Source organism: Ramlibacter sp. MAHUQ-53 (genome assembly GCF_052600055.1).
The window spans coordinates 1-26,722 of sequence record NZ_JBQWTS010000018.1 but is presented as its reverse complement, the minus strand read 5'-3'; the positions used below and the strand labels follow the sequence as shown (position 1 = coordinate 26,722).

The following is a 26,722-nucleotide window of genomic DNA, read 5'->3' as shown; positions in this document are numbered from 1 at the left end:
GATGATAGTGCGGATTCCCGTGTGAAAGTAGGACATCGTCAGGCTCTTACAGCAGCAAATACCCCCTGTGTCGAAAGATACAGGGGGTTTTTGTTTTCCAATCAGGAATTCATTAATTCGAGGGCTTGGGTCCTGTTCTGGGCGAAAGCCGCTGACCATTCCAGCCCATCATCGATGGCTCAGGCATCCAGGATGGCGCGGTCCGCGCGCATGACGCCACGACCGGATGGGCGGCGCACGTCGGGCGCACTGCAGGACAGGTACCAGCCTCGGCCGGCGCCCCGTGCCTAGAGCCCGCTGAGCCCGTGCTGGTCGGCGTAACGCACCAGTTCCGCCAGCGACTCCAGCCGGAGCTTGGCCATGAGGTTGGTCTTGTGCGTGCTCACGGTCTTCTCGGACAGGTGCAGGGCTGCGGCGATCTCGTTGTTCGATTGGCCGGCGACCAGGCGTTGCATCACCTGTTGCTCGCGCGGCGAAAGGGCCGGCTGCGGCGCAGGCGCACGGGCATCCAGGCCGGAGGCCACCCGCGGGTCAATGAAGGGCGTTCCCGAGACCACGCAGCGAACCGCCTCGACCAGGACCTCCGGGTCGCTGTCCTTGGTGACGTAGCCGTCGGCGCCCGCCTGCAGCGCCGCGCGGACGACCGCGGCCGAGTCGTGCATGCTGACAACGAGGATCCGCAGCCCGGGATGGTTTTCGCGCAGACGCTGGATCAGCCGCGGGCCGCTGGCGCCTGGCATGGTCAGGTCCACCAGGATCAGGTCGCAGCCGGATTCGGCGACGCGCGCCAGCGCGCTGTCGCCGTCCACCGCCTGGCCCACCACGCGCAGGCCGGCCTCACTCTCTAGGATGCGCTGGAGCCCGTTGCGGACCATGGCATGGTCGTCGGCCAGCACGATGCGGATGGTGGAGGGGAGGTCAGGGGTCATGCGTGTACGGGGGCGTCGGTGGCTGCAGCCGCGGCCAGGGGGAGGGTGGCTTCGAGGGTGGTGCCCTGTCCGGGGGTGCTGGTGATGTGCAGCTGGCCCCCCAGGGCCGTGGCACGCTCGCGCATGCCGGTCAGGCCGAAGCCGCGCCGGCGTGCCGCGCTGGCCGCGTCGAAGCCGGCGCCGTCGTCCCGCACGCGCAGCGCGAGGCGGTCGGGTGTGGCGTGGAGCTGCACCTCGATGTGGCTGGCGCCGGCATGGCGTGCCACGTTGGTCAGGGCCTCCTGTACCAGGCGGAAGACGCCGGTCGCGGTGGCATCGTCCAAAGGCAGGCCGGCGGGCAGGTCGTGGCGCCAGTCAATGGGGATGCCGAGGCTGGCCCGGAACTCTTCGACCAGGCCTTCGATTGCGGAGGCGAGCCCGAAGTCAAGCGCTGCGGGACGCAGGCGGCTGGCCAGCCCGCGAACCTGGGCCATGATCTGGTCGATCTCGGCGAGCAGGGCAGTGGTTTCCTCGCGCAGCGAGTCGCTGCCCGGCATGGATCGCGGGAGCAGCGCCAGCCCCATGCGCAGGACCGTCAGGCGCTGCCCCAGTTCGTCATGGACCTCGGCGGACATGCGCTTGCGCTCTTCTTCGCGCACCTGGGTCTGGTGTGCCGCGAGGCGGCGCAATTCCTCGCGGGAGGCGAGCAGTTCGGCCTGGCCGGCGCGCAGGCGCTCCAGGCTGTCCTGCATCTGCGCTCGCGCCTCGGCACGGGTGGAGGCCCAGCGGCCGAGCCAGTAGAAGCCAAGGAGGATGAGCAGCGTCGTCACCGCGCCGCCGACCAGGTAGCGCAGGCGGTAGGCGCCGACGTCCCGGTACAGGAGGCTGCTCGGTTGCGACACGATCAGGGTCAGGGGCAGGCCGTCGAGTCGCTGCCAGGCGAAGGTCCGGTTCACCGAGCCCACCTGCGAGAGCCGTTCGCCGATACCGCTGCGGCTGGCAAGCACCTCCGGCGGCACCGTGAACGGGACAGGCTGCGAGGTCCCCGCCGTTCCCTCGAAGGGCACGCTCGAGCCGTCGCGCGGTTCGATCTGGCGCAGGACCACCACGCCGTCGTCGCGTACCAGGGACAGGGCGCTGCCTTCGCCCTGGTACACCACCGGGAAGCTGCGGGTGACCAGGTCGACCGGCGCGGTGAGTACGATCATCCCGACGGGCTCGCGCGCGGCGTCAAGCACCAGCCGCACCAGGTCGATCTGCCACTGGCCCGAAACCTTGTCCAGCCGCGGCGTGGAAACCGCCAGGGCGTCGTGCGAGCCCAACGCTGCGGCCAGGGGGCGGGCAGCGGCCACGGCAGCCACGGCGTCGGTGCCCTCACCCGCGAACAGCACCCGGCCGCGCATGTCGCTCACGGTGATGTCGGCGTCCAGCCCGCGCTCGACCTGCGCCTGGCGCAGGCGAACCCGCAGCGGGAAGTCGGCCGGCCGAACCTGCCACTGCTCGCGCAGGTCGACCAGCACCAGGTCGGCGAGGTCCAGGGTGGCGCGCAGCTCCAGGGCACCGAGGCCGGCCAGGCCTTGCAGGGTGCGCTCGCCATCGTGACGCTCGCGCTCGACGCGCGCCGACAGGTCCCACAGCAGGCCGGCCCAGAGCAGGGCGACCACGGCGAGGCCGGCGATCAGGATGCGGGCGGCGAGGGGCGGTGGCGGACGAAGGGGCATGCAGGGCGGAACCACGCGCAGGCCGTTGCGCGTGGGGGCAGTGTCGGCCGGATTATCGGGGTTGGCCGGCGGCTAGCCGGTCCGCCAGCAGGCCCGAGTACTGGGCGACCAGTTCGGGCGGTTCGGCAGGCGGCGTGGCGTCGATGCCGGCGGGCGGCGCCATCCAGACCAGGCGGTCGGTGGCGCTCAGGTCGACCCGGGCGATGGCCAGGGTCCGCGCCTGGAACTTGCGCGAGGCGACGACCGCGGGCGTGTCCTGCCCGAATTCGAGCTTGAAATGGTGCAGGGCGGCGTCGACGAACCAGTCGCCGGCGCTGCACACGACATGCCCATCCCACTTGCCGGCGCGCGGCTGGTTGCCCAGGAAGCCGATCACGTAGTTGTTGCCGGGCACCGAGAGCCAGACCTGGCAGGGCGTGAGGGTGGCCGGGATGCCCAGGCGGGCGAGGGTGGCCTGGGCGATGCGGGAAGTGAGGGAGCAGTAGGTGCGCAGGTGGGCGGGAACGACCTCGTAGAAGGCATGCGCCAGGGCCTGCACCTGGCCGGCTTGCGACGCATCCAGCGGTGACGCGTGGCTGGCCGTTTCGGCGGCGTGGATCGCCGGCTCCCCAATCTCCATTTCCATCCGCGGAATTGGACCGCCAATCGGCTCGGCAGGGAATCGGATTTTTCCCATTTTGGGAACGATCCGCGCGTCGCCCTCAGAAGGTGGTGCGGTAGGTCAGGCCGAGGCCATCGCCCTTTCGGCGCAGGGTCAGGCGGGAGCCGCCCTGGAACTGCACGCCGATGAAGGTCAGCTCGCGCAGCGACACGGGCTCGGGGCGGGCCGGGACGAAGCCCGGCATCGAGGCATTGGGGTGCAGGCCCAGGCCGCGCATCTGGCGGCCGGCGATCAGGTCGATGGCATGGCCCGGCTCGTGCTCGGGCGTCCAGTGCACGGTGAGGTCCAGGGCGCGCGGGGTGGGAGCGGGCACCACGACCAGGTCGGAGGGCTGGAGCGTCAGCCGCAGGCCTTCCTGTGCGCCGGCGGCCGTCGCGCCCGCCACCAAGCCCGCGGCCAGGGCGCAGCGCAGGCGCAGGGCGAAGGACCAGGGGTTCCGGGCGGGCGTCATGGCGAAACGGGTCATGATTCCTGCTGATCAGTTTAGGCCCATGCACCGGTGTCGGCAATCGCTGGCGCAGCCGTGCTGGTGTCGGCAGTCGGAGCCCGCGGACCACGGACGGGCCTTGCCTCGAGCTCGGGAGGCGAGCCCGCGGATCGCAGGTGGGAGTCGCCCGCAGGAAATCAACGGGACGACGGAAAGAAGTTGACGAGCCTTACCCCCGGCACTGGCTCCACAGTTAGGGCTGCTTGGTTCCCCACCTGACCCGGTTGGCCGCTTCACCATGCGGGGAGGCCCGTCAAGGCGAGATTGTAGGGCACGCGGAGAGGGGTCCATCGCCGGCCCCGTAGAATCGGTCGCATGTCTTACCTCGTGCTGGCCCGCAAATACCGTCCCAAGACGTTCGGCGAGATGGTGGGCCAGGAGCACGTGGTGCAGGCGCTGACCAATGCGCTGACGCAGCAGCGGTTGCACCATGCCTACCTCTTCACCGGCACCCGGGGCGTGGGCAAGACCACCGTCTCGCGCATCCTCGCCAAGTCCCTGAACTGCCAGGGCGCGGACGGGCAGGGCGGCATCACGGCCCAGCCCTGCGGCGTGTGCCAGGCCTGCACCGACATCGATTCGGGCCGCTTCGTCGACTACACCGAGCTCGACGCCGCCTCCAACCGCGGCGTGGATGAAGTCCAGCAACTCCTCGAGCAGGCCGTCTACAAGCCGGTCCAGGGCCGCTTCAAGGTCTTCATGATCGACGAGGTGCACATGCTCACCGGCCACGCGTTCAACGCGATGCTCAAGACGCTGGAGGAGCCGCCCGAGTACCTGAAGTTCGTGCTGGCGACGACCGACCCGCAGAAGGTGCCGGTCACCGTGCTTTCGCGCTGCCTGCAGTTCAACCTGCGCCCGATGGCGCCCGAGACGGTGCAGGAGCACCTGGCCCGGGTGCTCGAGGTGGAGGCCGTGCCCGCCGAGGCCGGCGCCCTGCGCCTGCTGGGTCGCGCGGCCCGCGGTTCCATGCGCGACGCGCTCTCGCTGACCGACCAGGCCATCGCCTTCGGCAGCGGCCGGGTCGAGGAGGCGGCGGTGCGCCAGATGCTCGGGAGCGTGGACCGCAGCCATGTCTTCCGCCTGGTCGAGGCCCTGGCGAGCGCTGACGGCGCCGCCATCGTCGCCACCTGCGACGGCCTGCGCCAGCTCGGGCTGTCCGCCGGCTCCACGCTGGAGGAGATGACCGCGGTGCTGCAACGCATGGCCGTGATCCAGGCCGTGCCCGCGGCGGCCGACACCGCCGATGCCGAGGGCGCCGAGATCGCCCGCCTCGCCGGCCTGCTGCCGGCCGACGAGACCCAGCTGCTTTACAGCCTGTGCCTGCACGGGCGCGCCGAGCTCGGGCTGGCGCCCGACGAGTACGCGGCGCTGACCATGGTGCTGCTGCGGCTCCTGGCCTTCAAGCCGGGGCAGGCTGAAAAAAAAACTCCGCCTGAACCCATGACCCGCCCGGCGGGCGTCCCCGCCGAGGTGCGGGGGCCGACGCCGCAGGCCGCGCCGGCCTCCGCAGCCCCCATGGCTGCGCCCCGGGCCGAGGCGCCGGCTCACGAGGCCCCGCGCGAGACCGCGCAGGAGGCCGCCCCCGAGCCCCGGCCGGCCCCCTACCGCCCCCAGCCCGCCCCGGCCCCCGCAGCCTCCCCGCTGGTGGCGGCCGTGCCCGCCATCGGCGCCCCGCCTGGCGTGGTGGTGCCGGTGGTGGTGCCCGAGCCCCGGCCCGAGCCGCGGCGCGGCGCGCCTGCGCCACTCGACGGCCGCCCCGCCAGCGAGGTGGTGGGCGTGCCCGTGCGCGTGCAGTCCGAGCCCCCGGCCGAGGCCGCGGCAGCCCGCTCGGCCACGCACTACGTGGCCACCGAGGACGGCGACTTCTGGTACGCCGTGGTGCAGCAGATGGTGGCCGCCGAGGCGGTGACCGCGCTGGCGCGCGAGCTGGCGCTGCAATCGCAACTGGTGGCGCGTGACGTCGACCACTGGCTGCTGCGCGTCGAGCGCGAATCCCTCAACCAGGACAACACCCGCACCCGCCTGCAGGCGGCGCTGCAGAACGCCGGCCACCCGGTCAAGCTCGGCGTGGAAGTCGGCCCCGTCACGGACAGCCCCGCGCGCCGCAACGCCCATGCCGCCGCCGAGCGCCAGAAGGCGGCCGAGGAGATCATCATGGCCGACCCGTTCGTGCAGCAGATGATGCGGGACTTTGGCGCGAGAATCGTGCCCGGAAGCATCAAGCCGGTCCTGCCCCAGGCCGGCTCCACACAGAATTGAAGGAATCCATCTCATGTTCAACAAGGGACAACTCGCCGGCCTGATGAAGCAGGCCCAGGCCATGCAGGACAACCTCAAGAAGGCCCAGGAGGAACTCGCCCACATCGAGGTCTCCGGTGAGTCCGGCGCGGGACTGGTCAAGGTGACCATGACCTGCAAGCACGACGTCAAGCGCGTCACCATCGACCCCAGCCTGCTGGCCGACGACAAGGACATGCTCGAGGACCTGGTGGCCGCCGCCTTCAACGCCGCGGTGCGCAAGGCCGAGGAAACCTCCCAGGAGAAGATGGGCAAGCTCACCGCGGGCATGCCCGGCCTGCCGGGCGGGATGAAGTTCCCGTTCTGAGGTGTCCTCGCACACCCTGCCCGCGCTGATCGAGGCCCTGCGCCGCTTGCCCGGGGTGGGGCAGAAGACGGCCTCGCGCATGGCCTACCACCTGCTGCAGCATGACCGCGAGGGCGCGCAGCTGCTGGCAAGGGCGCTGCAGGAGGCCGCCGGGCGCATGCGGCATTGCAGCTGCTGCCACACCTTCACCGAGGACGAGGTCTGCGAGACTTGCCGCGACCCGGACCGCGACGCCACCAAGCTGTGCGTGGTCGAGACGCCGGCCGACCAGTCCGCGCTGGAGCGTACCGGCGCGTTCCGCGGGCTGTATTTCGTCCTCATGGGCCGCCTCAGCCCCCTGGACGGCGTCGGCCCGCGCGACATCGGCCTGGCCAAGCTGTTCGAGCGCGCCACCGACGGCCATGTCCAGGAGGTCATCCTGGCCACCAATTTCACCGCCGAGGGCGAGGCCACGGCGCACGTGATCGGTGAGGCGCTGAAGGCCCGCGGCCTGCGCGTGACGCGCCTGGCCCGCGGCGTGCCAGCCGGCAGCGAGCTGGAGTACGTGGACCTGGGCACCATCGCCCACGCGCTCGTCGACCGGCGCTGAGCGGCCTACCGCGCGGCCGCGCGGCTTCGGTGAAAACCCCGTGGGGGATGGTCCCGATGCCGGCCGCCGCGCCGGCGTGTAGCCTTTCGGGTGAGTTTTCCCGGAGGCCCGCCATGGAACACCGCCGCATCAGCCGACGCGCCGCCCTCCAGGCCGCCGCGCTTGGCGCATGCGCCGTCGCCGCCCCGGCGGCGCGCGCCCAGCCCCGCCTGAGCCGGGCCCGCGTCGGCATCGCGGTGTCGCAGAAGGAGTCGCTGGCCAACCTGCCGCTCACCATCGCCGAGCAACTGGGCTACTTCCGCGCCGAGGGGCTGGAGGTCGAGGTCATCGAGGGCGGCGCCGGCGCGGCGGACATCACCTGCGCCCCCTACGAGCAGGCGCTGCAGCACCACCTGCGCGGCGCGCCGCACCAGGCCATCGTGCTGCTGGCGCGCGCGCCGGCCGTGGCCCTGGGGGTTTCGGTGCGGGCGATGCCTGCGGTGCGCGGGCTGGCCGACCTGCGGGGCCGGCGCATCGGCATCCCGTCGCCCGGCTCCTCCGGCCACCTGGTGGCCAGCGTGGCCCTGGCCCGCGCCGGCGTGCCGCTGTCGGACGTGAGCTTCATCGATGTCGGGCTGATGCCCTCCGCGCCCGCAGCCCTGCGCGGCGGCCAGGTCGACGCGCTGTGCTCCGGCGAGCCGGTCATGACGCTGCTGGAGCAGCGCGCCGAGGTGCGCATCGTCACCGACACCCGCACCCTCAAGGGCACGCAGGCCGTCTTCGGCGGGCCGATGCCGGCGGGCTGCCTGCAGGCACCCCACGAGTTCGTGCAGAAGCACCCGGCCACCTGCCAGGCGCTGGCGTTCGCCATCGTGCACGCGCTCAAGTGGCTGCAGACGGCGGGCCCGCGCGACATCCTGCGCACGGTGCCCGAGACCCACCTGGGGGGTGACCGGGCGCTGTACCTGGCCTCGTTCGAGAAGCTGCGGGAGTCGATCTCGCCGGATGGCGTGTTCGACCCGGATGGCGCGCGCACCGCGCTGCGTGCGCTGGCGGAGTTCGACGCGTCGCTGCGTCCCGCCCGGGTCGAGGTGGGGCGCAGCTACACCAACGAATTCGCCCTGCGCGCCAAGGCCCGCTTCGATGCCTGACCCTGCCCGCAGCCGGGCGATCGCTGAAAAACAACGCCTTTCGGGCTATTTTTTCCCATGGTGATCGGCACGCCTGCGAATAAGCTGGCGTGTGACGGCCGCCGCGGCCAGGGCTTGCCCGCCCGGGGGCGCCAGGAACCACCAGGACACTGCTTCGAATGACTGCCCAAGACACTTCCTCCTTTGCCGGCATGCATGCCCTGATCGGGCAGTTGCCGGCGGCCTCGCGCGGCGCCATGCTGCGGATGTACCGAAAGTCGCTCGACGACCACCTCGAGCAGGTGGCCGCCGCCCTGCAGCCCGGCGGCGAGTCCGGCGTGCTGCTGGCCGCGGTCCACCGCATCGCGGGAGCGGCCGGGATGATGCAGGACCAGGCGCTGTCGCAGGTCGCGCGCGACATGGAGGTGGCCCTGCGCGAAGGCCGGCCGGCCGACGCGCGGGCCCTGTGGCCCGGCCTGCAGGCGCGGGCCGAGGCCACGCGCAGCGAACTGGACATCATCGCGCCCGCGGCCTGACCGGCGCCGGCGCCCTTCCGGCTCGCGGCCTGCAGGCGCCCGCGGCTGCGAGGCTGGCATCGAGGGCGGGGCTTGCAGGCCCCGCAGTCCTCTTCGGCCCCTCAGGCGGTCATGGCGGCCGAGGCGCCCAAGGCGCCCGAGGCTCCTCAGGTCTCTTCCAGCAGGCCGTGGCGCTGCGCGTAGTGCGCCAGTTCGGCCTGGGTCGCCAGCTTCATCTTCTCCATCACCCGGGCGCGGTAGATGCCGGCCACCTTGGGCGGCACCTGCAGGCGCTGCGCGATCTCGGGCAGTCGCTCGCCGCGCGCCAGCAGCACCAGCAGCTCCCGTTCGCGCTCGGTCAGGCGGTGGTGGGGGAGGGACTGGGCCGGGGCCTGCAGCTGTTCGACCAGCAGCGACGCCACCGCCGGCGTGAGGTGGCGCATGCCGCGCGCCACCTGGTGGACGGCCAGCACCAGTTCCGCCGCCTCGCAGGCCTTGTTCACGTAGCCCAGGGCGCCGGCCTTCAGCGCCTTGATGGCGTACTGGTCCTCCGGGTACATCGACACCACCAGCACCCGCGGCGCACCGGGCCGGCGCGAGAGCTGGTCCAGGATGTCCAGGCCGGACAGGCCCGGCAGGTTGATGTCCAGCACCAGCACGTCGATGGCGACGGCGTCCAGCAGCGGCAGCAGCTCGTCCCAGCTGCCGGCTTCGGCGACCACCTGCAGGCTCGGGTCGGCGCCCAGCGCGTCGCGCAGGCCGCGGCGCACGAGCATGTGGTCGTCCACGAGGACGAGGCGGAGGGTGTCGGAGGTCATGGGGTCACGAGGTCGTCGGGGAGGTCGCAGGCGCCGGCGTGAGCGTCCAGCGGCACCCACAGCAGCAGGGTCGTGCGTCCCGGCACGGAGCGGACGTCCAGCTGCCCGCCGACCGCGCGCATGCGTTCGCGCAGGCCCTGCAGGCCGAAGGAGCCGGGCTTGCCGGGGCAGGAGGCGTCGAAGCCGCGGCCGTTGTCCTCGATCTCGAGCGACAGCAGGCCGTCGCCGGCGTGCAGGTCCACGCTGACCTGGGTCGCGCCGGCATGCTTGGCGATGTTGGTCAGGGCCTCCTGGCAGGCGCGGTACAGGCACATGGCCAGGGCGGGCGGCAGGTCCGGCAGCGGCGCCGCGCAGTCGAAGCGCATGGCCGCGCCGTGGCGATCGGCCCAGTGCGCGGAGTGCCACTGCAGCGCCGCCGCCAGGCCGGCGTCGAGGATGGGGGGACGCAGGTCGCGCACGATGCGCTGGGCGGCCTGCTGGATCTGGGACAGCTCGGCGAGCGCCCGCGCGATGCGGGGCGCGGCGCCGGGGCCGGCCTCGCGCAGCGCCGCCTCGAGGTCGAAGCGCACCGCGGTGAGCGTGCCGCCGATGTCGTCATGCACCTCGCGGGCGAAGCGGGTGCGCTCGGCGTCGATGCCGTCCTGCAGCTGCGCGGAGAGCGCCTGCAGCCGGCGGCGGTAGTCGTCCTCGCGCTGGCGCGCCAGGGCCTGCTCGCGCCGGGCCGCGCCGGCGGCCAGGGCGTTGCGCACGGCGGTGCCCAGGCGGGCGAGCCGGCCCTTGACCAGGTAGTCGTCCACGCCCCGCTGCATCGCGGCGACCGCCGCGTCCTCGCCCAGCATGCCCGAGACGATGATGAAGGGCGGCCGCGCGGGCAGCGCGCTCACCGCGTCCCAGGCCTGGGCGCTGGAGAAGCCCGGCAGGCAGTGGTCGGAGATCACCAGGTCCCAGGGGCGCTCGGCCAGGGCCCCGGCGAGCGCCGCCTCGGTGTCGACGCGGCGCGCCTCGCAGGGCCAGCCCTGGGCCTGCAGCGTGGCCACGAGCAGGGCGAAGTCGAACTCGGCGTCCTCGACGACCAGCAGCTGCAGGGGGGCGGGCGAACCGGGGGGCATGACCGGCATGGTAGGCACGCCCCCGTGCGCGAAAGCGGGGAAAAGCGGGCGGGTAGGGCCTTTTTCCGGGGCATCGGGAAGGCGGCCGGGCTTCCAGAATTGCCCGCAAAGCTCGAGAGGACACCCGCATGCCCACCATCCTGGCGGTTGACGATTCCGCCTCCATGCGACAGATGCTGTCGCACACGCTGCGCACCGCAGGCTTCCAGGTGCTGGAGGCCGCCGACGGCGTGGACGCCCTGGCCCAGGCCGCCGCGCACCCGGTGGACCTGGTGCTGACCGACCAGAACATGCCGCGCATGGACGGCCTGGCGCTGACCGCTGCCCTGCGCGCCCAGGCCACCACCGCGCGCGTGCCGGTGCTGGTGCTGACCACCGAATCCGACCAGGCCCTGAAGTCCGCCGCGCGCGCCGCCGGCGCCACCGGCTGGCTGGCCAAGCCGTTCGACCCGAGCCGCCTGGTGGACGTGATCCGCCAGGTCCTGCGCTGAACCCCTGCACCGAGACCGACATGAGCACCACCACCGCCAACGGCAACGCCGGCTTCGACCTCACGCAGTTCTACCAGGTCTTCTTCGAGGAGGCGGGCGACAACCTCGCCGCGATGGAGCGCCTCCTGCTGGGGCTGGACACCGGCCAGGCCGATGACGAGACCCTCAATGCCATCTTCCGCTGCGCCCACTCGGTCAAGGGCGGCGCGGCCACCTTCGGCTTCTCCGACATCGCCGAGCTCACGCACGTGATGGAGACGCTGCTGGACCGCCTGCGCCGGCACGAGCTGGCCCCCGCCGTGCCCATGGTCGACGCGCTGCTGGCCGCCGGCGACTCGCTGCGCGAGATGCTCGACCGGCGCCAGCAGGGCGAGGCCGAGCCGGTCGACGCGACCCAGCTCAAGGCCACCCTCGTGGCGCTGGCGAACGGGTCGGCGACCCCGGCGGCCGCGCCGGCGCCGGCCACGGCCCCCGCGGCTGCGGTGGCCGCGCCAGCTGCTGCGCCCGTCGCCACGCCGGTCACGCCCTGCGCGCCGGCCGCAGCCCCCGCGCCGGACGGCGCCCGCGACCTCGAGGTGCTGGCCGGCCCGCTGTCGCATCCCTCGCTGGCCGACGACCTGCTCTCGCTGTTCGCCGAGGTTGCCGGCCTGGGCGAGATGCGCCGCGTACCCGACCTGCCCGGGCAGGGCGAGGGCGCGGTGCGCCTGCGCCTCGACCCCACCGCCAGCGACGCCGACCGGCTGGACCTGTGCGACTTCCACGTGCCGCGGGACCACATCCGCATCACCCCGTGGCCGCAGGATGCCGAGATCTTCGACGTGCTGGAGATTGCGGCCCCGGCCGCTTCCGCCGCCGCCGGCCTCGCGCCGCCCGCCGAGGCGGCGCCGGTCCCGGTCCTGGCCCAGCCCGCCGCGTTCGGCCCCGCCGCGCCTGCCCCCGCGGCGGCCGCCGCCGCGCCGGCGCCGGCCCGCAAGGCCGCCGCCACCGAGACCATCCGCGTCTCGGTCGACAAGGTCGACCAGTTGATCAACATGATGGGCGAGCTGGTCATCACCCAGGCCATGCTGGCGCAGCGCGCCGCCTCGCTGGACGAACACGCCGTGTCGCAGCTGGCCGGCGGCCTCGCCGACCTGGAGCGCACCACGCGCGACCTGCAGGAATCGGTGATGTCCATCCGCATGATTCCGATGGGCGAAGTCTTCGGCCGCTTCCCGCGCATGCTGCGGGACCTCGCCGCCAAGCTCGGGAAGGAAATCGAACTGACCACCATCGGCGAGGCGACCGAGCTGGACAAGGGCATGATCGAAAAGCTCACCGACCCGCTCACCCACCTGGTGCGCAATGCGGTGGACCACGGGATCGAGCTGCCCGAGGCGCGCGTGGCCGCCGGCAAGCCGCGCCACGGCACCCTCACCCTGAGCGCCGCCCACGAGGGCGGCTCCATCCTGATCCAGGTGCGCGACGACGGCCGCGGCCTGGACCGCGAGAAGCTCCTGGACAAGGCCCGCCGCAACGGCCTGCCGCTGTCGGAGAACATGACCGACCCGCAGGTCTGGCAGCTGATCTTCGCGCCGGGCTTTTCCACCGCCGAGACCGTGACCGACGTGTCCGGCCGCGGCGTCGGCATGGACGTGGTCAAGCGCAACATCGTCGCCCTCGGCGGCTCGGTGGAACTGTCCTCCACGCCCGGTCGCGGCATGTGCGTGAGCGTGCGGCTGCCGCTGACGCTGGCGATCATGGACGGCATGTCCGTCACCAGCTGCGGCGAGCTGTACCTGCTGCCGCTGTCCTGCGTGGTCGAGTCCTTCCAGGCCGATGCCGAAGCCCTCAAGCGCATGCCCGGCGACGCCCGCGTCGTGCGGGTGCGCGAGGACTGGCTGCCGGTGGTGGACCTGGCCGACAACTTCCACCCCGGCGCGCTGCGCGAGGGCGACCCCCGGCGCATGCACGTGGTGGTGGAGGCCGAGGGCCGGCGCGTCGCGCTGGAGGTCGACCAGCTGGTGGGCCAGCAGCAGGTGGTGGTCAAGAACCTGGAGGCCAACTACCGGCGCGTGCCCGGCTTCTCGGGCGCCACCATCATGGCCGATGGCCGCGTGGCCCTGATCCTCGACGTGGCGCGCCTGGTGCGCGCCACCGCCCACTGACCCGACCGCCCGCATTCAAGGATCCGCCCCGCAGGCCGAAAACCCGGGCAGGACCACCCCCAACACACCGGAGAACCTACCCATGGACATGATTACCGAAGGCGCCCACATCGCCCGCCAGGATGCCGGCCGCGCGCGCGCCGGCGAGTACCTCACCTTCCGCCTGGGCGCCGAGGAATACGGCGTGGACATCCAGAAGGTGCAGGAGATCCGCTCCTACGAGCCGCCCACCCGCATCCCGCATGCGCCGGGCCACATCAAGGGGGTCGTCAACCTGCGCGGCGTGATCGTGCCGATCGTGGACCTGCGCACCCGCCTGGGCTGCGACAGCGTCGAATACACCAGCTTCACCGTCGTCATCGTGCTGGCCGTCGCTGGCCGCGTGGTCGGCGCGGTGGTCGACTCGGTGTCCGACGTGCTGGACCTGCCGGCCGCCGAGATCAAGCCGCCGCCTGGCCTGCCCGGCGAGGGCGGCCGCGATTTCATCACCGGCATCGCCGCCGCGGGCGAGCGGATGCTGATGCTGGTCGACATGGAGACCCTGCTGGCGGACATCGCCGCCGCCGACGGTTTCTCCACCCACTGACCCCGTCCCCCCAACCCCTGCCCCCGCTCCCTCCGATCTGCGGGCCGAAGAAGAAAAGGAGATGCCATGCGCCAGAACCTGCCCGTGAGCGGCAACGAGTACGTCTACCCCGACGGCCTGACCCTGGTCTCGACCACGGACCTCAAGAGCCGCATCACCTACTGCAACCCGGCCTTCATCGAGGTCAGCGGCTACGAGCGCGAGGAACTCCTGGGCCAGCCGCACAACATGATCCGGCACCCGGACATGCCGGCCGAGGCCTTCCGCGACCTGTGGGCCACGATCCAGTCCGGCAAGCCCTGGTCCGCGATGGTGAAGAACCGCCGCAAGAACGGCGACCATTACTGGGTGGTGGCCAACGTCACCCCGATCCAGTCGGACGGCCACGTCAGCGGCTACATGTCGGTGCGCACCAAGCCGACCCGCGAGCAGGTGCAGGCCGCCGAGGCGCTGTATGCCCGCATGCGCGGCGAGGCCGAGACCGGCCGGCTGCGCCAGCTGGTCATGGGCGGGCGCCTCGAGCGCTCCGGCGCCCTGGCCGCCCTGCGCCGGCGCCTGCGCCTGTCGCTCACCGGCCGCATGGTGACCGCGATGACGATCACCGCCGGCCTCTCGCTGGTGGCGGGCCGCCTGCTCGAGGACCTGGGTCCGGCCGGCGCCTGGGCCGGCGGCGCCGCGGTCGGCGCCACCCTGGTGGGCGTGATGGGGTGGTGGTTGCACCGCACCGTCACCACGCCGGTGCGCGAGTCCGTGGACCTGGCCAACCAGATGGCCGCCGGCGACCTCACGCGCAGCATCACCAGTGACCGCACCGACGACATCGGCGCCATGCTGCGCGGCCTGAACCAGCTGTGCGTGAACCTGCAGGCCATGGTCTTCGACGTGCGCAGCCAGTCGACCCAGGTGGACCGCGCCGCCAACGAGATCTCCTCGGCCAGCCACGACCTCTCCGGCCGCACCGAGGCCCAGGCCAGCAGCCTGCAGGAGACGGCGGCGGCGATCGAGCAGATCGCCGCGACCGTGCAGCAGAACGCCGGCAGCGCCAACGAGGCCAACCGCAAGGCCGGCCGCGCCGGCGAAGTGGCCGAGGACGCGAGCCGCGCGGTCAGCGAGATGGACTCCAGCATGCAGGGCATCGCCAAGTCCTCCGAGCGCATCGCCGCCATCAACGGCGTGATTGACGGGATCGCCTTCCAGACGAACATCCTGGCCCTCAATGCCGCAGTCGAGGCCGCGCGCGCCGGCGAGCAGGGCCGGGGCTTCGCGGTGGTGGCCAACGAGGTCCGCAGCCTGGCCCAGCGCAGCGCCGCGGCGGCCCAGGAGATCAAGCAGCTGATCGAGGAATCGCGCAGCGCCGTGAGCGCGGGCAGCCGCCTGGTGCGCTCGGCGGCCGAGACCATGCAGGGCGTGGTCGCCTCCTCGCGCGAGGTCTCGCAGCTGGTGGACGGCATCTCCGCCGCCTCCGCCGAGCAATCCGCCGGGGTCGTGCAGGTGAACACCGCGGTGGCCCAGCTCGACACCGCCACGCAGCAGAACGCGGCGATGGTGGAACAGTCCACCGCGGCCGCCACGCGCCTGAAGGAGCAGGCCACCAGCCTGCTGCAGTCGGTGCAGATCTTCCGCCTGCGCCATGGCTGAAGCCGCCGCCCTGCGCCCGGGCGAACGCGAGATCGCGTTCAGCCCCGCCGACTTCCAGCGGGTGCGCGCCATGATCCGTGCCCGGGCCGGCATCGACCTGCACCCGGGCAAGCAGAACATGGTGTACAGCCGCCTGGCGCGGCGCCTGCGTGACCGGGGCCACGCCACCTTCACCGCCTACCTGGATTCGCTGCGCGGCGACCACGACCCCGAGTGGCAGGAGTTCATCAACTGCCTGACCACCAACCTGACCTCCTTCTTCCGCGAGCCGCACCACTTCGAGCACCTGGCGCGGCACCTGAAGTCGCTGCCCGCCGCGGGCGGTGCGGTGCGTATCTGGTCCTGTGCGGCCTCTACCGGCGAGGAGCCTTACAGCATCGCCATGACCGCGCTGGAGTGCGCCGGCAGCGCCCCGCGCGTGACCATCGACGCCAGCGACATCGACACCCGCGTGCTGGGCGTCGCGCGTGACGGCGTCTACCCGCTGGACACGGTGGCCGGCGTGGGCGAGGCGCGCCTGCGCCGCTTCTTCCTCAAGGGCAGCGGCGCCAACGCCGGCAAGGCCCGCGCGAAGCCCGAGCTGCAGGCGCTGCTGTCATTCCGGCCGCTGAACCTGCTGACCCCGCAGTGGCAGGCGCCGTCGCCGTACGACGTGATCTTCTGCCGCAACGTGATGATCTACTTCGACCGGCCGACGCAGCGCCAGGTGCTGGAGCGCCTGTGCGGCAGCCTCAAGCCGGGCGGCATCCTCTACGTGGGCCACTCGGAGAACTTCACCGAGCACCGCGACCTGGTGGAGCTGGTGGGCAAGACCACCTACCGCCGCATCGGGGGCGCTGCATGAGCCTGCCCCACGTCGACGCGAACGCGCTGGCGGTGCTGCGCCAGCGGCCCCGCCGCGCGGGCGAAGCCTCGTTCTTCTTCCAGGACACGGGCTTCGGGCGTGCGGCGGTGAAGGTGCTGCCGGGGGAGTTCTTCGTCTACGACCACGACGTGGCCGTGAACACCACCCTCGGCTCGTGCGTGGCGGCGTGCCTGCACGACCCCGGTGCCGGCATCGGCGGCATGAACCACTTCATGCTGCCCGAGGGCGCGGCCGACGCGGGCGGGCGCTTCGGCGCCTTCGCGATGGAGCTGTTGATCAACGAGATGATCAAGCGCGGCGCGCGAAAGGGCGCGCTGCAGGCCAAGATCTTCGGCGGCGGCCAGGTGATGAAGAGCCTGGCGCGCACCGAGATCGGCGAGAAGAACGTGGCCTTCGTGCGCAATTTCCTGGCGCAGGAGGGCATCCCGGTGCTGGCCAGCGACGTGCTGGGCGAGTGGCCCCGCAAGGTCTGCCTGTTCCCGCGCAGCGGGCAGGTGCTGTGCAAGCGGCTGCCCGCCGCCAGCGCCAGCGAATCGGTCCAACAGGAAGAAACCTACCGCCGCCGGCTGGTGCAGGCACCGCGGGGCGGCGACGTGGAGCTGTTCTCATGAAGACCCGCGTGGTCGTGGTCGACGATTCGGCCCTGGTGCGCAGCGTGCTCACCGAGATCATCAACCGCACGCCCGACCTGGAAGTGGTCGGCACGGCGTCGGACCCCTACGTGGCCCGCGAGGTGATCCGCGAACTGAACCCCGACGTCATCACCCTGGATGTCGAGATGCCCCGCATGGACGGCCTCGACTTCCTCGAGCGCCTGATGCGCCTGCGGCCGATGCCGGTGGTGATGATCTCCACGCTCACCGAGCGCGGCGCGCAGGTCACGCTGCGGGCGCTGGAGCTGGGCGCGGTGGACTTCGTCACCAAGCCGCAGCTGTCGGTACGCACCGGGCTGGACGAGGCGGCGCGCGAGATCACCCAGAAGATCCGCGGCGCGGCGGCGGCGCGGGTGCGCCGGCACGCCCAGGCGGTGCCGGCGGCGGCCAGCGCGTCGCCGCGCCCCCCGCTGGCGGCGGGCACCGGCCGCGGCACCGAGCGCCTGGTGGCCATCGGCGCCTCCACCGGCGGCACCGAGGCGATCCGCGAGGTGCTGACCGCGCTGCCCGAGGACTTCCCCGGCATCGTCATCACCCAGCACATGCCCCCGGGCTTCACCACCAGCTTCGCGGCGCGGCTGGACAGCCTGTGCCGCATCCGCGTCAAGGAGGGCGAGGACGGCGAGCGGGTGCTGCAGGGCCATGCCTACATCGCGCCCGGCGGCCGCCACATGGCGGTGGAGCGCAGCGGCGCGGGCTATGTGCTGCGGGTGGCCGATGGCGAGCCGGTGAACCGGCACAAGCCCTCGGTGGACGTGCTGTTTCGCTCCGTGGCCCGCCACGCCGGGCCGCGCGCGGTGGGCGTGATGCTCACCGGCATGGGCGCCGACGGCGCGGCGGCGATGCGGCAGATGAAGGACTGCGGCAGCTGGAACATCGTGCAGGATGAGGCCAGCTGCGTGGTCTTCGGCATGCCCCGGGAGGCGATCAACGCCGGGGCTGCGAGCGAGGTGCGATCACTATCCGAGGTGGCGCGTTCGCTGGCGGCGGCGGTGGCAGCGTCACGCTGACGGTCGACTTGAGGAAGCTGCTGGCCTTGGACCGGGCGGACTTCTTCAGGTTGAAGTGCTGCCGCACGGCCGCCTGCAGGTTGGGCGGCTCGAGTTGCGACAGCCGCGTGACCGTGCCCCCGGGCGCCGTGCGCCCGGGCGGCTCGTCGTGCGACGGCCCCGTTGGGGTGGCCTTCGGCGCCGCGCGCTGCGCCTGCTCGATGGCGGCCGCCCGGCCCAGGCCGGCGCCGCGCGCGGCGCCATAGGCCAGGGCGCCGAGCAGGTCCGCCACCAGCCGCTTGGGCTCGGCCGCCCGCACCTTGTCCAGGCCCAGGGCCGCGCGCACCGGCGTGGCTGCAGCGCCCAGGAGGATGCGGTTGAGGGTGTCCTGCAGGCGGATCGGGCGCAATGCGAACGCCTGCGCCTGCTCGCGCGCCGCCAGGTCGGGATCGCTGGCCAGGGCGCGCTCCCGGGCCTCGATCGAGGCCGCCGTCGGCTGCGTCGGGGCCGGTACGCCCGCGCCCAGGCCGCCCACCGCGGCCAGGTCGTAGAGAACCTCCAGCCGCCGGGCCCGGTCTGTCCCTCCCAGCAGGTCCACCAGCGGGCCCACGGTGCCCGCCAGGACCGCGAGCTGCTGGAAGAGGCGCGTGCTGCGCTCGTCGTCGGAGATCGCCGGCGCGGCGATCGCGTTGAGCGCCGAGGTGAAGGCCGCGGCCGATGCCACGAAGTCCTCCAGCGCCGGACGGGCCAGGCCGCGGGCCAGCTGTATCTCGTGAAGCTCCCGTTGCTGGTCGAGGTTGAGGGCGGGATGCGACCGCGCCAGCCCGACGGAGGCCATCAGGCTGGCGAGGTGCGTGACGATGTTCTCGCTGTCCGCGCGACCCCGGTCCGCGCGGTCACGGTCCGTCTCGTGGCCCGCCGGCGGCGGGTGGAAGCGCCGGCGCTCCACCATCGCCTCGAGCGGCTGCAGGCAGGCGGACGGGTCGGCGCTGTCCAGCGCGGGGGCCAGGGTGTCGTACTCCGAGGTTCCCCGCAGGCGCCGCAGGGTGCTCGCGGCGGCCGCGATCTCCTCGCGGCCCTGAGCCCCGCGGCCGCGACCGAGGGCCTCGACCGCGGCTTCGCAGACCGAGTCGAAGTAGGCGCAGCCCGGACCGGATTTCAGCTTGGCGCGCCAGCCCTCGAACTCGCCGGGTTCGAAGGCATCGGCGAAGGCCGGGGGCGGCGGCGCGTGCTTGCGGTCCTGCGGCGCGTCGCCGAAACGCACCGGCCCGCCCACCGTGATGCAGGCCTCGCGCACCAGCAGGCGGGCGAAGGCGAGGTCACAGGCAATCAGCCGGGCCAGCGCGGGCGCGCGCCGCTGCACCAGGTGCTCGATCACCAGCTTGTCGATCGACGCCTGCGACAGGATGCACGAGGAGAAGACGCCACTGTCTCTCATGCTGACCCGGATCTCGTCGAGCATGGCCCCCGCAGCGTGGCGGCGCTCTGGCTGCGGGTAGAGACGTTCGATCGCCTGGGCCATTCGCCGCTCGTTGACGTGGCGGCAGCGGTGCACGATGGCCTGGTCGATCGCGGCCTGTACCTCGCCCGCGGGGATCCGGTCGGCGCGGCGCGTGCCCTGGCCCGGCGCCTCCCGCAGCAGCCTCGCCGCCTCGGTGCGGATCCGGGTGCAGTCGCGGGCCGAGGGATTCAGCGTGTCGCGCCGCGCCTGCGTCATCCACTGCTCGAACGTTTCCTCGACCCTGAAATCGATGTCGTGGCGCGCTGCCAGGGCCTGCCGGTAGGCCGTGCGGGCCCGCTCGGTGCGCGAGGTCAGGTCGGCCGCGGCACAGGCTTCGATCCTGCGCTCGACCAGCCTGCGGAAGGTGCCGGGCTCCACCGTGTCCGTGCCCAGCTCGCGGCGCAGGAGCGCGATCACGCGCTGGGGGTCCGTGATGGCCAGCTCGCCGCTGCGCTCGGCCCAGCGCCGGACCCAGCCGACCCACAGGAAGCAGCCGAGGAAGCCGCCCACCGGGCGCAGCGGGCGCGCGACGAGCAGGCCGTCGGGGGCGAGGTACAGCGCCTGCTGGGGGGGGACGGGGGCAGCGGTGGTTGGGAACATGTCGAGGGCGGGTTGGGGAGGCGACGGCAGGTGGTAACGACCGTGCCGGCGAAGTTGCGCCGGCACGCGGGTCACGCCTAGCGATGCGCCGGTGAGCTCGTGGCCTGGAGCGACGGCCCGAAATGAGCCCGCAGCGCCTGGCGCAGCCGCGGCTCCAGGGCGTCGACCGACGGGAGCGGGCGCACCCGGGCCGAGGCGAAGGCGGCCGCGTCCACCGCCTCCGCGCTGCCTGCCGGGTCGGTGCGGGCCGCGGCGATCGTCAGCACGCGCAGCGCGTGCCGCAGCAGCTGGACCTCCGGCAGCGCGGCGAGCGGGGGCAGCTGCAGCGCCTGCCAGAGGCGGTCGGCGACCGGCTCGCGCTGCGCCAGGGGCGCCGCCCTCCCGCGCTCGCCCCGCAGGGCGACGGACAGCAGGTCGTCCAGCCACTGGCTTCGCTGGGTCATCTCGTCGGGCCAGCGGCCCGGGGGGCTGCCGGCCGGCGGCGGCGTGGTGGGCAGCCGCCAGAGGGTGTCGAAGGCCAGGGTGAGTTCCTTGAACAGGCTGGCTGCGGCCTCGTCGCTGTCCGGGCCCGCCTGATCCCACAGCATGACCGCCAGGAACAGGTGTTCAGCCAGGTCGATGCAGGCGGGGACGGCCGCCGGGGGCGTCTCGCGCCGGACGAGCCATTGCACCAGGTGCTCGCGCTGGGCCGCGTCCAGCAGGCGGCTGGCGTTCACGAGGGCCAGGCAGCGGGCGACGCGTTCCAGGGCTTCTGCGACCGCGCCGCGGCGGAAGGCGAGGACCTGCGCCAGGAGGTCCGGGTCGGACTGGCGCGGTTGCCTGTGCAGGAGGTCGTCCGCCAGCAGCAACTCACGGTCCGCGAGGTCCGCTTGCAGCAGCCGGGCCGCCTGTGCGGCCTCGGCGGCGAGTCCGGGGAGTCGCTGTTGCAGCTCCTGCAGGGCCCGGTGGGTGACCGTGTCGTGGAACCCCCGGATGCCCTGCGCCTCAAGGTCGGTCCGCCAGGCCGCGAGCTCCCCCGGCGCGAGGGGGCCGTCCGCGCACGGCTGCAGGCCGGCGCTGTCCACCGCGCTGGCGGCCAGGGAGCGCGCGTACGCCAGGTCGGTGCCCAGCGCCGCCGCGACCCGGGGCGCGGCTTCGGTGGCGACCTGCCACACGAACCGTTGGCGCAGCGTGGCCTCGTCGAGGCGGCAGGCGGCGAAGTCGGGCGATTGCGCGAGCACCGCGGCGCGCGCCCGATCCCGCAGGCCCGCTGCCGTTGCCACCGAGGCGCCCGGCAGGGTGGCGATGGCCCGGTCCAGGGCCTGCACGTTCGCCCGGCGGCAGTGGGCCTGCGCGCTGGCGAGCAGGGCCTCCCAGGCCTGCGGCCGCGACAGGTCGCCGGCCCGCCGTGGCGCCTGGCCAGCGGCGGCAGGCAGGCCCAGGGCCTCGGCCGCCTCGCGGCGTACCGCGCGCCTGTCGTTCGCGTCCGCCCCCGGGAAGGGGAATCCGGCGTCGCCGTAGGCGGCCTCGGCGTCCAGCAGCAGGTCCTCCAGGTCCTGGCCACGGCCGACCGCGTCCAGGTAGGCCGACTGGGCCGACCGCAGCCGGTCGAGGAGGTCGGCACCCGGCCGGGCCACCGGGATCTCGACCAGGCGGCGGAAGGTGGCGGTGCGGCAGGCCGCCTCACCCAGCTCGGACCGCAGTCCGTCCAGCAGCCTGCGCGGGTCGGACACCGGCAGGTGTCCCTCGTGCTCGGCCCAGGCGCGCAGCCGGGCGCTCAGGCCGGCGGCCGATTGCAGCAGGCGCTGGCGCAGGCCGCCCGGCTCGTACGGCCGGACTTCGAGCGCGCCGGGACGCTCGGGCGCGACGAAATAGGCGTGGCCGGGCGGGAGTGGGCGCATGTCGGGCGGGTACTGATGAGCAGTACCCCGGGAGGTAACCGCCCGCGCCGCCGCGGTTCCCGGCCGCCTCACCGCAAGGGCGCGAGGAAGGTCTCCAGGGCCTCGGCCATCGGCCCCATCAGGTGCCCGGTGCCCAGGGCCAGCAGCAGCAGGCCCGCCATGACGGTGATCGGGAAGCCCACCGAGAAGATGGACAGCTGCGGCGCCACCCGCGAGGCGAAGCCCAGCGCCAGGTTGATGAACAGCATCAGCACCGTGGCCGGCAGCGCCAGCGACAGCGCGAGGCGGAACACGTCCCCGCCCAGGCGCTCCAGCCGCAGCCGGCCCAGCGTGACGAACGGGTCGCCTGCGATCGGCAGGGACTGGAAGGTGGCGATCAGCGCGTCGAGCACCAGCAGGTGCGCGTTGAGCGAGAGGAACAGGAGCATGGCCAGGGTGTTCAGCCAGCTGCCCACGGCCGACTCGCTGCCGCCCTGCGGGTCGAAGAAGCCGGCGAACGAGAAGCCCATTTGCAGGCCGATGAACTCGCCCGCCATCTCGAACACCGCGAAGACCAGCCGCGCGGCGAAGCCCAGCGAGACGCCGATGGCGACCTGCTGCATCACCAGCCCCAGGCCCGCCAGCGAGCCCAGCGTGGTGCCGGGCGGCACGCCGGCGAAGGGCGCGACGACCAGCGCGATCACGCCGGCGGCGGCGACCCGCGCGCGCACCGGGATGCTGCGGTGGGAAAACAGCGGCGCCGCCGAGAACAGCGCCAGGATCCGCACGAAGGGCAGGAAGAAGCCGGCGAGCCAGGCATCCAGCACCTGCTGCGAGAAGGTGACCATGGGCCGCTAGCCCACCGCCTGCGGGATGCTGGTGATCACCTGGCGGATCCACTCCACCAGCACCGACAGCATCCAGGGACCGGCCAGGCCCAGCACCGCCAGCACCGCCAGCAGCTTGGGCACGAAGGACAGCGTGGCCTCGTTGATCTGCGTGACCGCCTGCAGCAGGCTCACCGCCAGGCCCACCACCAGGGCCACCAGCAGCACCGGCGCGGCCACGCGCACCAGGTGCTCCATGGCGATGCGGCCGAACTCCAGCACCCACTCGGGCGTCATTTGCCGCCCCCGAAGCTGGCCACCAGCGAGCCCAGGAGGATGTTCCAGCCATCGGCCAGCACGAACAGCATCAGCTTGAAGGGCAGGGCCACCAGCACCGGCGACAGCATCATCATGCCCATGGACATCAGCACGCTGGCGACGATCAGGTCGATCACGATGAAGGGGATGAAGACCATGAACCCGATCTGGAACGCGGTCTTCAGCTCGCTGGTGACGAAGGCCGGCACCAGGATGCGCATGGGGGTGGCCTCGACCGGGCCGCGCGGGACCTCGGCGATGCGGTGGAACAGCGCGAGGTCGGCCTCGCGGGTCTGCTTGACCATGAACTGGCGCAGCGGGTCGGCGCCCTTGGCCACCGCCTCCTCGAACACCATCTTCTGCTCGCTGAACGGCTTGTAGGCCTCGGCATGGATCTTCTCCAGCGTGGGACCCATGATGAAGAAGGTCAGGAACAGCGACAGGCCCACCAGCACCTGGTTCGGCGGCGTCTGCTGCAGCCCCAGGGCCTGCCGCAGCAGGCTCAGGACGATGATGATGCGGGTGAAGCTCGTCATGAGCAGCAGCACCGCGGGCAGGAAGGACAGGGCGGCGAAGACCAGCAGGGTCTGCACCGGCACCGAGTAGGTGGTGACGCCCCCGGCGGTCTGCGCAATGACGCTGGCGGGGTTCATCGGGCCCCCTCGCTCGGCACTGCGTGTCCTTCGCTGCCCCCCGAGGGGGTGCGAGCTTGCTTGGGGCGGCCAGGCGCGGCGGTCATGCGCTCTCCCGCAGCGGCGTGGTCTCGACCAGTTGCGCCTCGTGCAGTTCGGTGACCAGGGCCACGTTCTGCGAGGTGACGCCGAGCACCAGCAGGCGGGCGCCGACGCGCACGGTCACCAGCCGCTCGCGCGGGCCCAGGGAGAGCTGGTCGACCACGGCCATGCGGCGCTCGGCGCCAGCGCCGGGGCGCAGCTGCTGTACGCGCCGCAGCAGCCACATCGTGGCGGGCACCATCGCGCCCACCAGCAGCAGCATCAGCAGGGACCAGGACAGGGAGGAACCCATGGCGCACTCCCTCAGCGGCCCAGCCGGCGCATGCGCTCGGAGGGGGTGACGATGTCGGTCAGGCGGATGCCGAACTTGTCGTTAACGACCACCACCTCGCCCTGGGCGATGAGGAAGCCGTTCACCAGCACGTCCATCGGCTCGCCGGCCAGGGCGTCCAGCTCGATCACCGAGCCCTGCGCCAGCTGCAGGATGTGCTTGATCGGGATGCGGGTGCGCCCGAGTTCCACGGTGAGCTGCACCGGGATGTCCAGCACCAGGTCGATGTCGTCGCGGTGGGTGGGGGCGGCGCCCGCGCCCAGCTGCGGGAAGAGGCCGGCGGCGGCGGCCGGCTCGGGGCGGCCGGCGGCGGCCTCGGCTTCGGCCAGGGCGGCGGCCCAGTCGTCGGGCATCTCGTCGCCCACGGTGGTCGTGTTCGTGGTGTTCATGGTGGGTCCCGTCAGGCGGTGGGCTTGCCGGTGCCCTGCAGGGCCTCGGCGGGGTGGGTGAGGAACTCCGACACGCGCAGCCCGTAGCGCGTGCCCAGGGTGCCGTATTCGCACTCGAACACCGGCACGCCGTCGACCTTGGTGACCAGCGTCGGCTCGCGATCGAGCTCGATGAAGTCGCCCGCCTTGAGCGACATCAGCTCGCGCACCGTGGCCTCGCTGTGGGCCAGCTCGGCGACCAGTTCGACGGTGGCCGACTTGATCTGCTGCGTCAGCAGGCTGACCCAGCGCCGGTCCGCGCCGCCCTGGTCGCCCTGCAGGGGCGAGTACAGGATCTCGCGGATCGGCTCGAAGGTGGAATAGGGGATGCAGATATGCATCGCGCCGCCGGCCTCGCCGATCTCCACCTCGAAGGTGGTGGTGACCACGATCTCCGAGGGCGTGGCGATGTTGGCGAACTGGGTGTTCATCTCCGAGCGGGCGTACTCCAGCTCGATCGGGTAGATGGAGGCCCAGGACTTCGCGTACTCGGCGCAGATCACCTCCACCATCCGCAGGATGATGCGCTGCTCGGTGGCGGAGAACTCGCGGCCCTCGACGCGGGCCGGGTTGTGGCCGCTGCCGCCGAACAGGGTGTCGATGACGGTGAACACCAGGGTCGGGTCGCAGATCAGCAGGCCCATGCCGCGCAGGGGGCGCACGTGCATGACGTTGATGTTGGTGGGCACCACCACGTTGCGCAGGAAGGCGCCGAACTTCTGCACCTTGACCGGCCCGACCGAGATGTCGGGGTTGCGGCGCATGAAGTTGAAGATGCCGATGCGGAAGTTGCGGGCGAAGCGCTCGTTGACGATCTCCAGCGTGGGCATGCGCCCGCGCACGATGCGCTCCTGGCTGGACAGGTCGTAGCTGCGCACGCCGCCGGCGGCAGACTCGGCCGGCTCACCGGCGTCGCCCTGGGCCTCGCCGGTCACGCCGGCGAGCAGGGCATCGACTTCTTCCTGGGAGAGGGTCTGGGCCATGGTGCCTCCAGGCTTACTGGACGATGAACTGGGAGAACAGGACGCCGCGGATCGGGTTGGCGCGCGAGCCCTTGGCCGGCTTCGCGTCGGCCGGGGCCGACGCCGCGGCGGGGGCGATGCCCAGGGCCTGGCCGGCCTGCTCGCGGATCTCGAGGGCCAGCTGCTGCTTGCCTTCGGGCGCGAGCAGCGCCTCGATCTCCTTGGCCGACAGCAGCAGCAGGATGTTGTTGCGGACCGCCGGCAGGCGGTCCTTGATCTGGGCCTCGGCCTTGGGGTCGTCGATCTCCAGCGTGATGCCGACCTGGGCGAAGCGCTCGCCGCGCGGGTCGTGGAGGTTGACGGTGAAGGGGTCGAGGTTGACGAAGAAGGTCTTGGCCGGCGCCTTGGCCGGGGCTTCGGCGCCCTCGGCGGCGTGCGCCTGGCCGGACAGGTACCACCAGCCGCCGGCGGCGCCCGCGGCCACGATGACCAGGCCGGCGAGGGCGCCGACCAGCAGCTTGCGGCGGGACTTGGGTGCCGGGGCGGCGGCGGTGTCGGCAGTGGGGTTGGCGGCGGACATCAGGACTCCATCTCGATGCACTCGATTCTGGAAATCCTTGAGGCCTGGGGATGCCCGGATAAGGGCCGGGAAACCGCCTTGTTTCAGGCGTACAGGTCCAGCAGCCCGCGCGCGGCACGCCCGCGCGGGGCGGCCACGGGGACGGCGGCGGCGCCCGCGGGCTCGCCGCCCGGGCGGCCGGGGCGGCCCGGTGCGGACGGCTCGCGCCCGCCGTCCTGCCCGCCCTGGCGCGCGCCGACCTCGGCCTGGCCCAGGCTCAGGCCCTGGCCGGCGAGCATCTCGCGCAGCTGCTCCAGGCCCTGGGCGATGCCTTCGCGGGTGGCGGCGTGCACGGCGGTGAACTGGACGTCGGCGACGCTGCCGTCCACCCGCAGCGCGATGCGGATCGAGCCCAGGTCCACCGGGTTCAGCTGCAGTTCGGCCTGCTGGATGCCGTCCTGCAGCATCACCTCCACCTGGGCGGCGAGTTCGCCGGCAAAGGCGGCCTCGTGCGGCGGGTGGACCATCTCGGCCTGGTGCAGCGGGGCCTCGGCCTGCAGCGGCGCGGGCGACGGCGCGAGCAGGGCCGCCGGGTCGGGCAGGGCGCCGGTGGCGGCCTCGGTGCGGCCGGCAGCGCCGGGCCCTGGCGGGCCGCGCGCCTCGGCCACGGTGGGCAGGGCCTGGGCGAAGCTGCCGGCGGGGGTGCCGGCCG

28 protein-coding genes and 1 other RNA gene are annotated in these 26,722 nt (G+C 72.7%); 12 read left to right on the top strand and 17 right to left on the bottom strand.

The window, feature by feature from the left end; genetic code table 11:
• Positions 1–287 precede the first annotated feature (287 nt).
• The 5 genes from ACT80S_RS19020 to ffs all read right to left on the bottom strand — a co-directional run bounded on the left by ACT80S_RS19020 (position 288) and on the right by ffs (position 4,032).
• Positions 288–929 carry a response regulator gene (locus ACT80S_RS19020; protein WP_377419101.1) on the bottom strand — a complete coding sequence of 214 codons (642 nt, stop codon included), beginning with the start codon at positions 927–929 and terminating at the stop codon, positions 288–290.
• On the bottom strand, positions 926–2,629 hold the full coding sequence (locus tag ACT80S_RS19015) for a sensor histidine kinase (RefSeq protein WP_377419098.1): 1,704 nt from the start codon (positions 2,627–2,629) through the stop codon (positions 926–928). Before ACT80S_RS19015 ends, ACT80S_RS19020 begins: the two co-directional genes overlap by 4 nt.
• A gap of 52 nt (positions 2,630–2,681) precedes the next feature.
• Positions 2,682–3,254 carry a hypothetical protein gene (locus ACT80S_RS19010; protein WP_377419095.1) on the bottom strand — a complete coding sequence of 191 codons (573 nt, stop codon included), beginning with the start codon at positions 3,252–3,254 and terminating at the stop codon, positions 2,682–2,684.
• A gap of 76 nt (positions 3,255–3,330) precedes the next feature.
• Positions 3,331–3,756, bottom strand: a complete 426-nt coding sequence (locus ACT80S_RS19005) for a hypothetical protein (protein ID WP_377419091.1) — start codon at positions 3,754–3,756, stop codon at positions 3,331–3,333.
• Between the two features lie 179 nt (positions 3,757–3,935).
• Positions 3,936–4,032, bottom strand: an RNA gene (gene ffs, locus ACT80S_RS19000) — signal recognition particle sRNA small type.
• Positions 4,033–4,092: 60 nt separating this feature from the next.
• Between ffs and dnaX the strand changes: the two genes are divergently transcribed.
• From dnaX to ACT80S_RS18975, 5 genes are all read left to right on the top strand, one after another.
• Positions 4,093–6,039, top strand: a complete 1,947-nt coding sequence (dnaX, locus tag ACT80S_RS18995; RefSeq protein ID WP_377419088.1) for a DNA polymerase III subunit gamma/tau — start codon at positions 4,093–4,095, stop codon at positions 6,037–6,039.
• Positions 6,040–6,052: 13 nt separating this feature from the next.
• Positions 6,053–6,385 (top strand): YbaB/EbfC family nucleoid-associated protein, encoded by a 333-nt coding sequence (locus tag ACT80S_RS18990; protein WP_377419085.1) that lies wholly within the window; start codon positions 6,053–6,055, stop codon positions 6,383–6,385.
• Between the two features lies 1 nt (position 6,386).
• A complete protein-coding gene (gene recR / locus ACT80S_RS18985; RefSeq protein ID WP_377419081.1) occupies positions 6,387–6,974 on the top strand; it encodes a recombination mediator RecR in 588 nt (195 codons plus the stop codon).
• 113 nt (positions 6,975–7,087) lie between these two features.
• Positions 7,088–8,104 (top strand): ABC transporter substrate-binding protein, encoded by a 1,017-nt coding sequence (locus ACT80S_RS18980; RefSeq protein WP_377419078.1) that lies wholly within the window; start codon positions 7,088–7,090, stop codon positions 8,102–8,104.
• A gap of 158 nt (positions 8,105–8,262) precedes the next feature.
• The gene (locus tag ACT80S_RS18975; protein WP_377419075.1) at positions 8,263–8,619 is read left to right on the top strand and encodes an Hpt domain-containing protein; all 357 of its coding nucleotides are present in this window, start codon (positions 8,263–8,265) and stop codon (positions 8,617–8,619) included.
• 146 nt (positions 8,620–8,765) lie between these two features.
• Here the strand turns inward: ACT80S_RS18975 and ACT80S_RS18970 are convergent, their stop codons facing one another.
• Both ACT80S_RS18970 and ACT80S_RS18965 read right to left on the bottom strand, forming a co-directional pair.
• Positions 8,766–9,416, bottom strand: a complete 651-nt coding sequence (locus ACT80S_RS18970) for a response regulator (RefSeq protein ID WP_377419072.1) — start codon at positions 9,414–9,416, stop codon at positions 8,766–8,768.
• Complete coding sequence (locus ACT80S_RS18965; RefSeq protein WP_377419069.1) at positions 9,413–10,534, bottom strand: hybrid sensor histidine kinase/response regulator; 1,122 nt, start codon at positions 10,532–10,534, stop codon at positions 9,413–9,415. Before ACT80S_RS18965 ends, ACT80S_RS18970 begins: the two co-directional genes overlap by 4 nt.
• 119 nt (positions 10,535–10,653) lie before the next feature.
• Between ACT80S_RS18965 and ACT80S_RS18960 the strand changes: the two genes are divergently transcribed.
• The 7 genes from ACT80S_RS18960 to ACT80S_RS18930 all read left to right on the top strand — a co-directional run bounded on the left by ACT80S_RS18960 (position 10,654) and on the right by ACT80S_RS18930 (position 17,912).
• Positions 10,654–11,016 (top strand): response regulator, encoded by a 363-nt coding sequence (locus ACT80S_RS18960; protein ID WP_377419066.1) that lies wholly within the window; start codon positions 10,654–10,656, stop codon positions 11,014–11,016.
• Positions 11,017–11,036: 20 nt separating this feature from the next.
• Positions 11,037–13,160 carry a chemotaxis protein CheA gene (locus ACT80S_RS18955; RefSeq protein WP_377419062.1) on the top strand — a complete coding sequence of 708 codons (2,124 nt, stop codon included), beginning with the start codon at positions 11,037–11,039 and terminating at the stop codon, positions 13,158–13,160.
• Positions 13,161–13,242: 82 nt separating this feature from the next.
• A complete protein-coding gene (locus ACT80S_RS18950; RefSeq protein WP_377419059.1) occupies positions 13,243–13,746 on the top strand; it encodes a chemotaxis protein CheW in 504 nt (167 codons plus the stop codon).
• A gap of 66 nt (positions 13,747–13,812) precedes the next feature.
• On the top strand, positions 13,813–15,384 hold the full coding sequence (locus ACT80S_RS18945; RefSeq protein WP_377419056.1) for a methyl-accepting chemotaxis protein: 1,572 nt from the start codon (positions 13,813–13,815) through the stop codon (positions 15,382–15,384).
• Positions 15,377–16,228 (top strand): CheR family methyltransferase, encoded by an 852-nt coding sequence (locus ACT80S_RS18940; protein WP_377419053.1) that lies wholly within the window; start codon positions 15,377–15,379, stop codon positions 16,226–16,228. Before ACT80S_RS18945 ends, ACT80S_RS18940 begins: the two co-directional genes overlap by 8 nt.
• Positions 16,225–16,860: a chemoreceptor glutamine deamidase CheD gene (gene cheD / locus ACT80S_RS18935; RefSeq protein ID WP_377419050.1), complete on the top strand. Its 636-nt coding sequence runs from the start codon at positions 16,225–16,227 to the stop codon at positions 16,858–16,860. Before ACT80S_RS18940 ends, cheD begins: the two co-directional genes overlap by 4 nt.
• Entirely contained in the window at positions 16,857–17,912 is a 1,056-nt protein-coding gene (locus tag ACT80S_RS18930; protein ID WP_377419047.1) for a protein-glutamate methylesterase/protein-glutamine glutaminase, read from the top strand. The genes cheD and ACT80S_RS18930 overlap by 4 nt, the downstream gene beginning before the upstream one ends.
• Here the strand turns inward: ACT80S_RS18930 and ACT80S_RS18925 are convergent.
• The 10 genes from ACT80S_RS18925 to ACT80S_RS18880 form a co-directional block, all read right to left on the bottom strand.
• Positions 17,830–19,992: a hypothetical protein gene (locus ACT80S_RS18925; RefSeq protein WP_377419044.1), complete on the bottom strand. Its 2,163-nt coding sequence runs from the start codon at positions 19,990–19,992 to the stop codon at positions 17,830–17,832. The two genes, ACT80S_RS18930 and ACT80S_RS18925, sit on opposite strands and share 83 nt — an antisense overlap.
• Before the next feature lie 77 nt (positions 19,993–20,069).
• Complete coding sequence (locus ACT80S_RS18920; RefSeq protein WP_377419041.1) at positions 20,070–21,872, bottom strand: hypothetical protein; 1,803 nt, start codon at positions 21,870–21,872, stop codon at positions 20,070–20,072.
• A gap of 68 nt (positions 21,873–21,940) precedes the next feature.
• A complete protein-coding gene (fliR, locus tag ACT80S_RS18915) occupies positions 21,941–22,699 on the bottom strand; it encodes a flagellar biosynthetic protein FliR (RefSeq protein ID WP_377419039.1) in 759 nt (252 codons plus the stop codon).
• 6 nt (positions 22,700–22,705) lie between these two features.
• Positions 22,706–22,975, bottom strand: coding sequence for a flagellar biosynthesis protein FliQ (gene fliQ / locus ACT80S_RS18910; RefSeq protein ID WP_377419035.1), 270 nt, complete (start codon positions 22,973–22,975; stop codon positions 22,706–22,708).
• The gene (gene fliP / locus ACT80S_RS18905) at positions 22,972–23,649 is read right to left on the bottom strand and encodes a flagellar type III secretion system pore protein FliP (RefSeq protein WP_377419032.1); all 678 of its coding nucleotides are present in this window, start codon (positions 23,647–23,649) and stop codon (positions 22,972–22,974) included. The genes fliQ and fliP overlap by 4 nt, the downstream gene beginning before the upstream one ends.
• Before the next feature lie 82 nt (positions 23,650–23,731).
• Positions 23,732–24,022 (bottom strand): flagellar biosynthetic protein FliO, encoded by a 291-nt coding sequence (fliO, locus tag ACT80S_RS18900; protein WP_377419029.1) that lies wholly within the window; start codon positions 24,020–24,022, stop codon positions 23,732–23,734.
• Between the two features lie 11 nt (positions 24,023–24,033).
• On the bottom strand, positions 24,034–24,450 hold the full coding sequence (gene fliN / locus ACT80S_RS18895) for a flagellar motor switch protein FliN (protein WP_377419025.1): 417 nt from the start codon (positions 24,448–24,450) through the stop codon (positions 24,034–24,036).
• Between the two features lie 11 nt (positions 24,451–24,461).
• On the bottom strand, positions 24,462–25,472 hold the full coding sequence (gene fliM, locus ACT80S_RS18890) for a flagellar motor switch protein FliM (protein WP_377419022.1): 1,011 nt from the start codon (positions 25,470–25,472) through the stop codon (positions 24,462–24,464).
• 13 nt (positions 25,473–25,485) lie between these two features.
• Positions 25,486–26,031, bottom strand: a complete 546-nt coding sequence (locus tag ACT80S_RS18885) for a flagellar basal body-associated FliL family protein (protein WP_377419019.1) — start codon at positions 26,029–26,031, stop codon at positions 25,486–25,488.
• An 83-nt stretch (positions 26,032–26,114) separates the two neighbouring features.
• The coding region (locus ACT80S_RS18880) for a flagellar hook-length control protein FliK (protein ID WP_377419015.1) at positions 26,115–26,722 on the bottom strand (608 nt) is incomplete at its 5' end.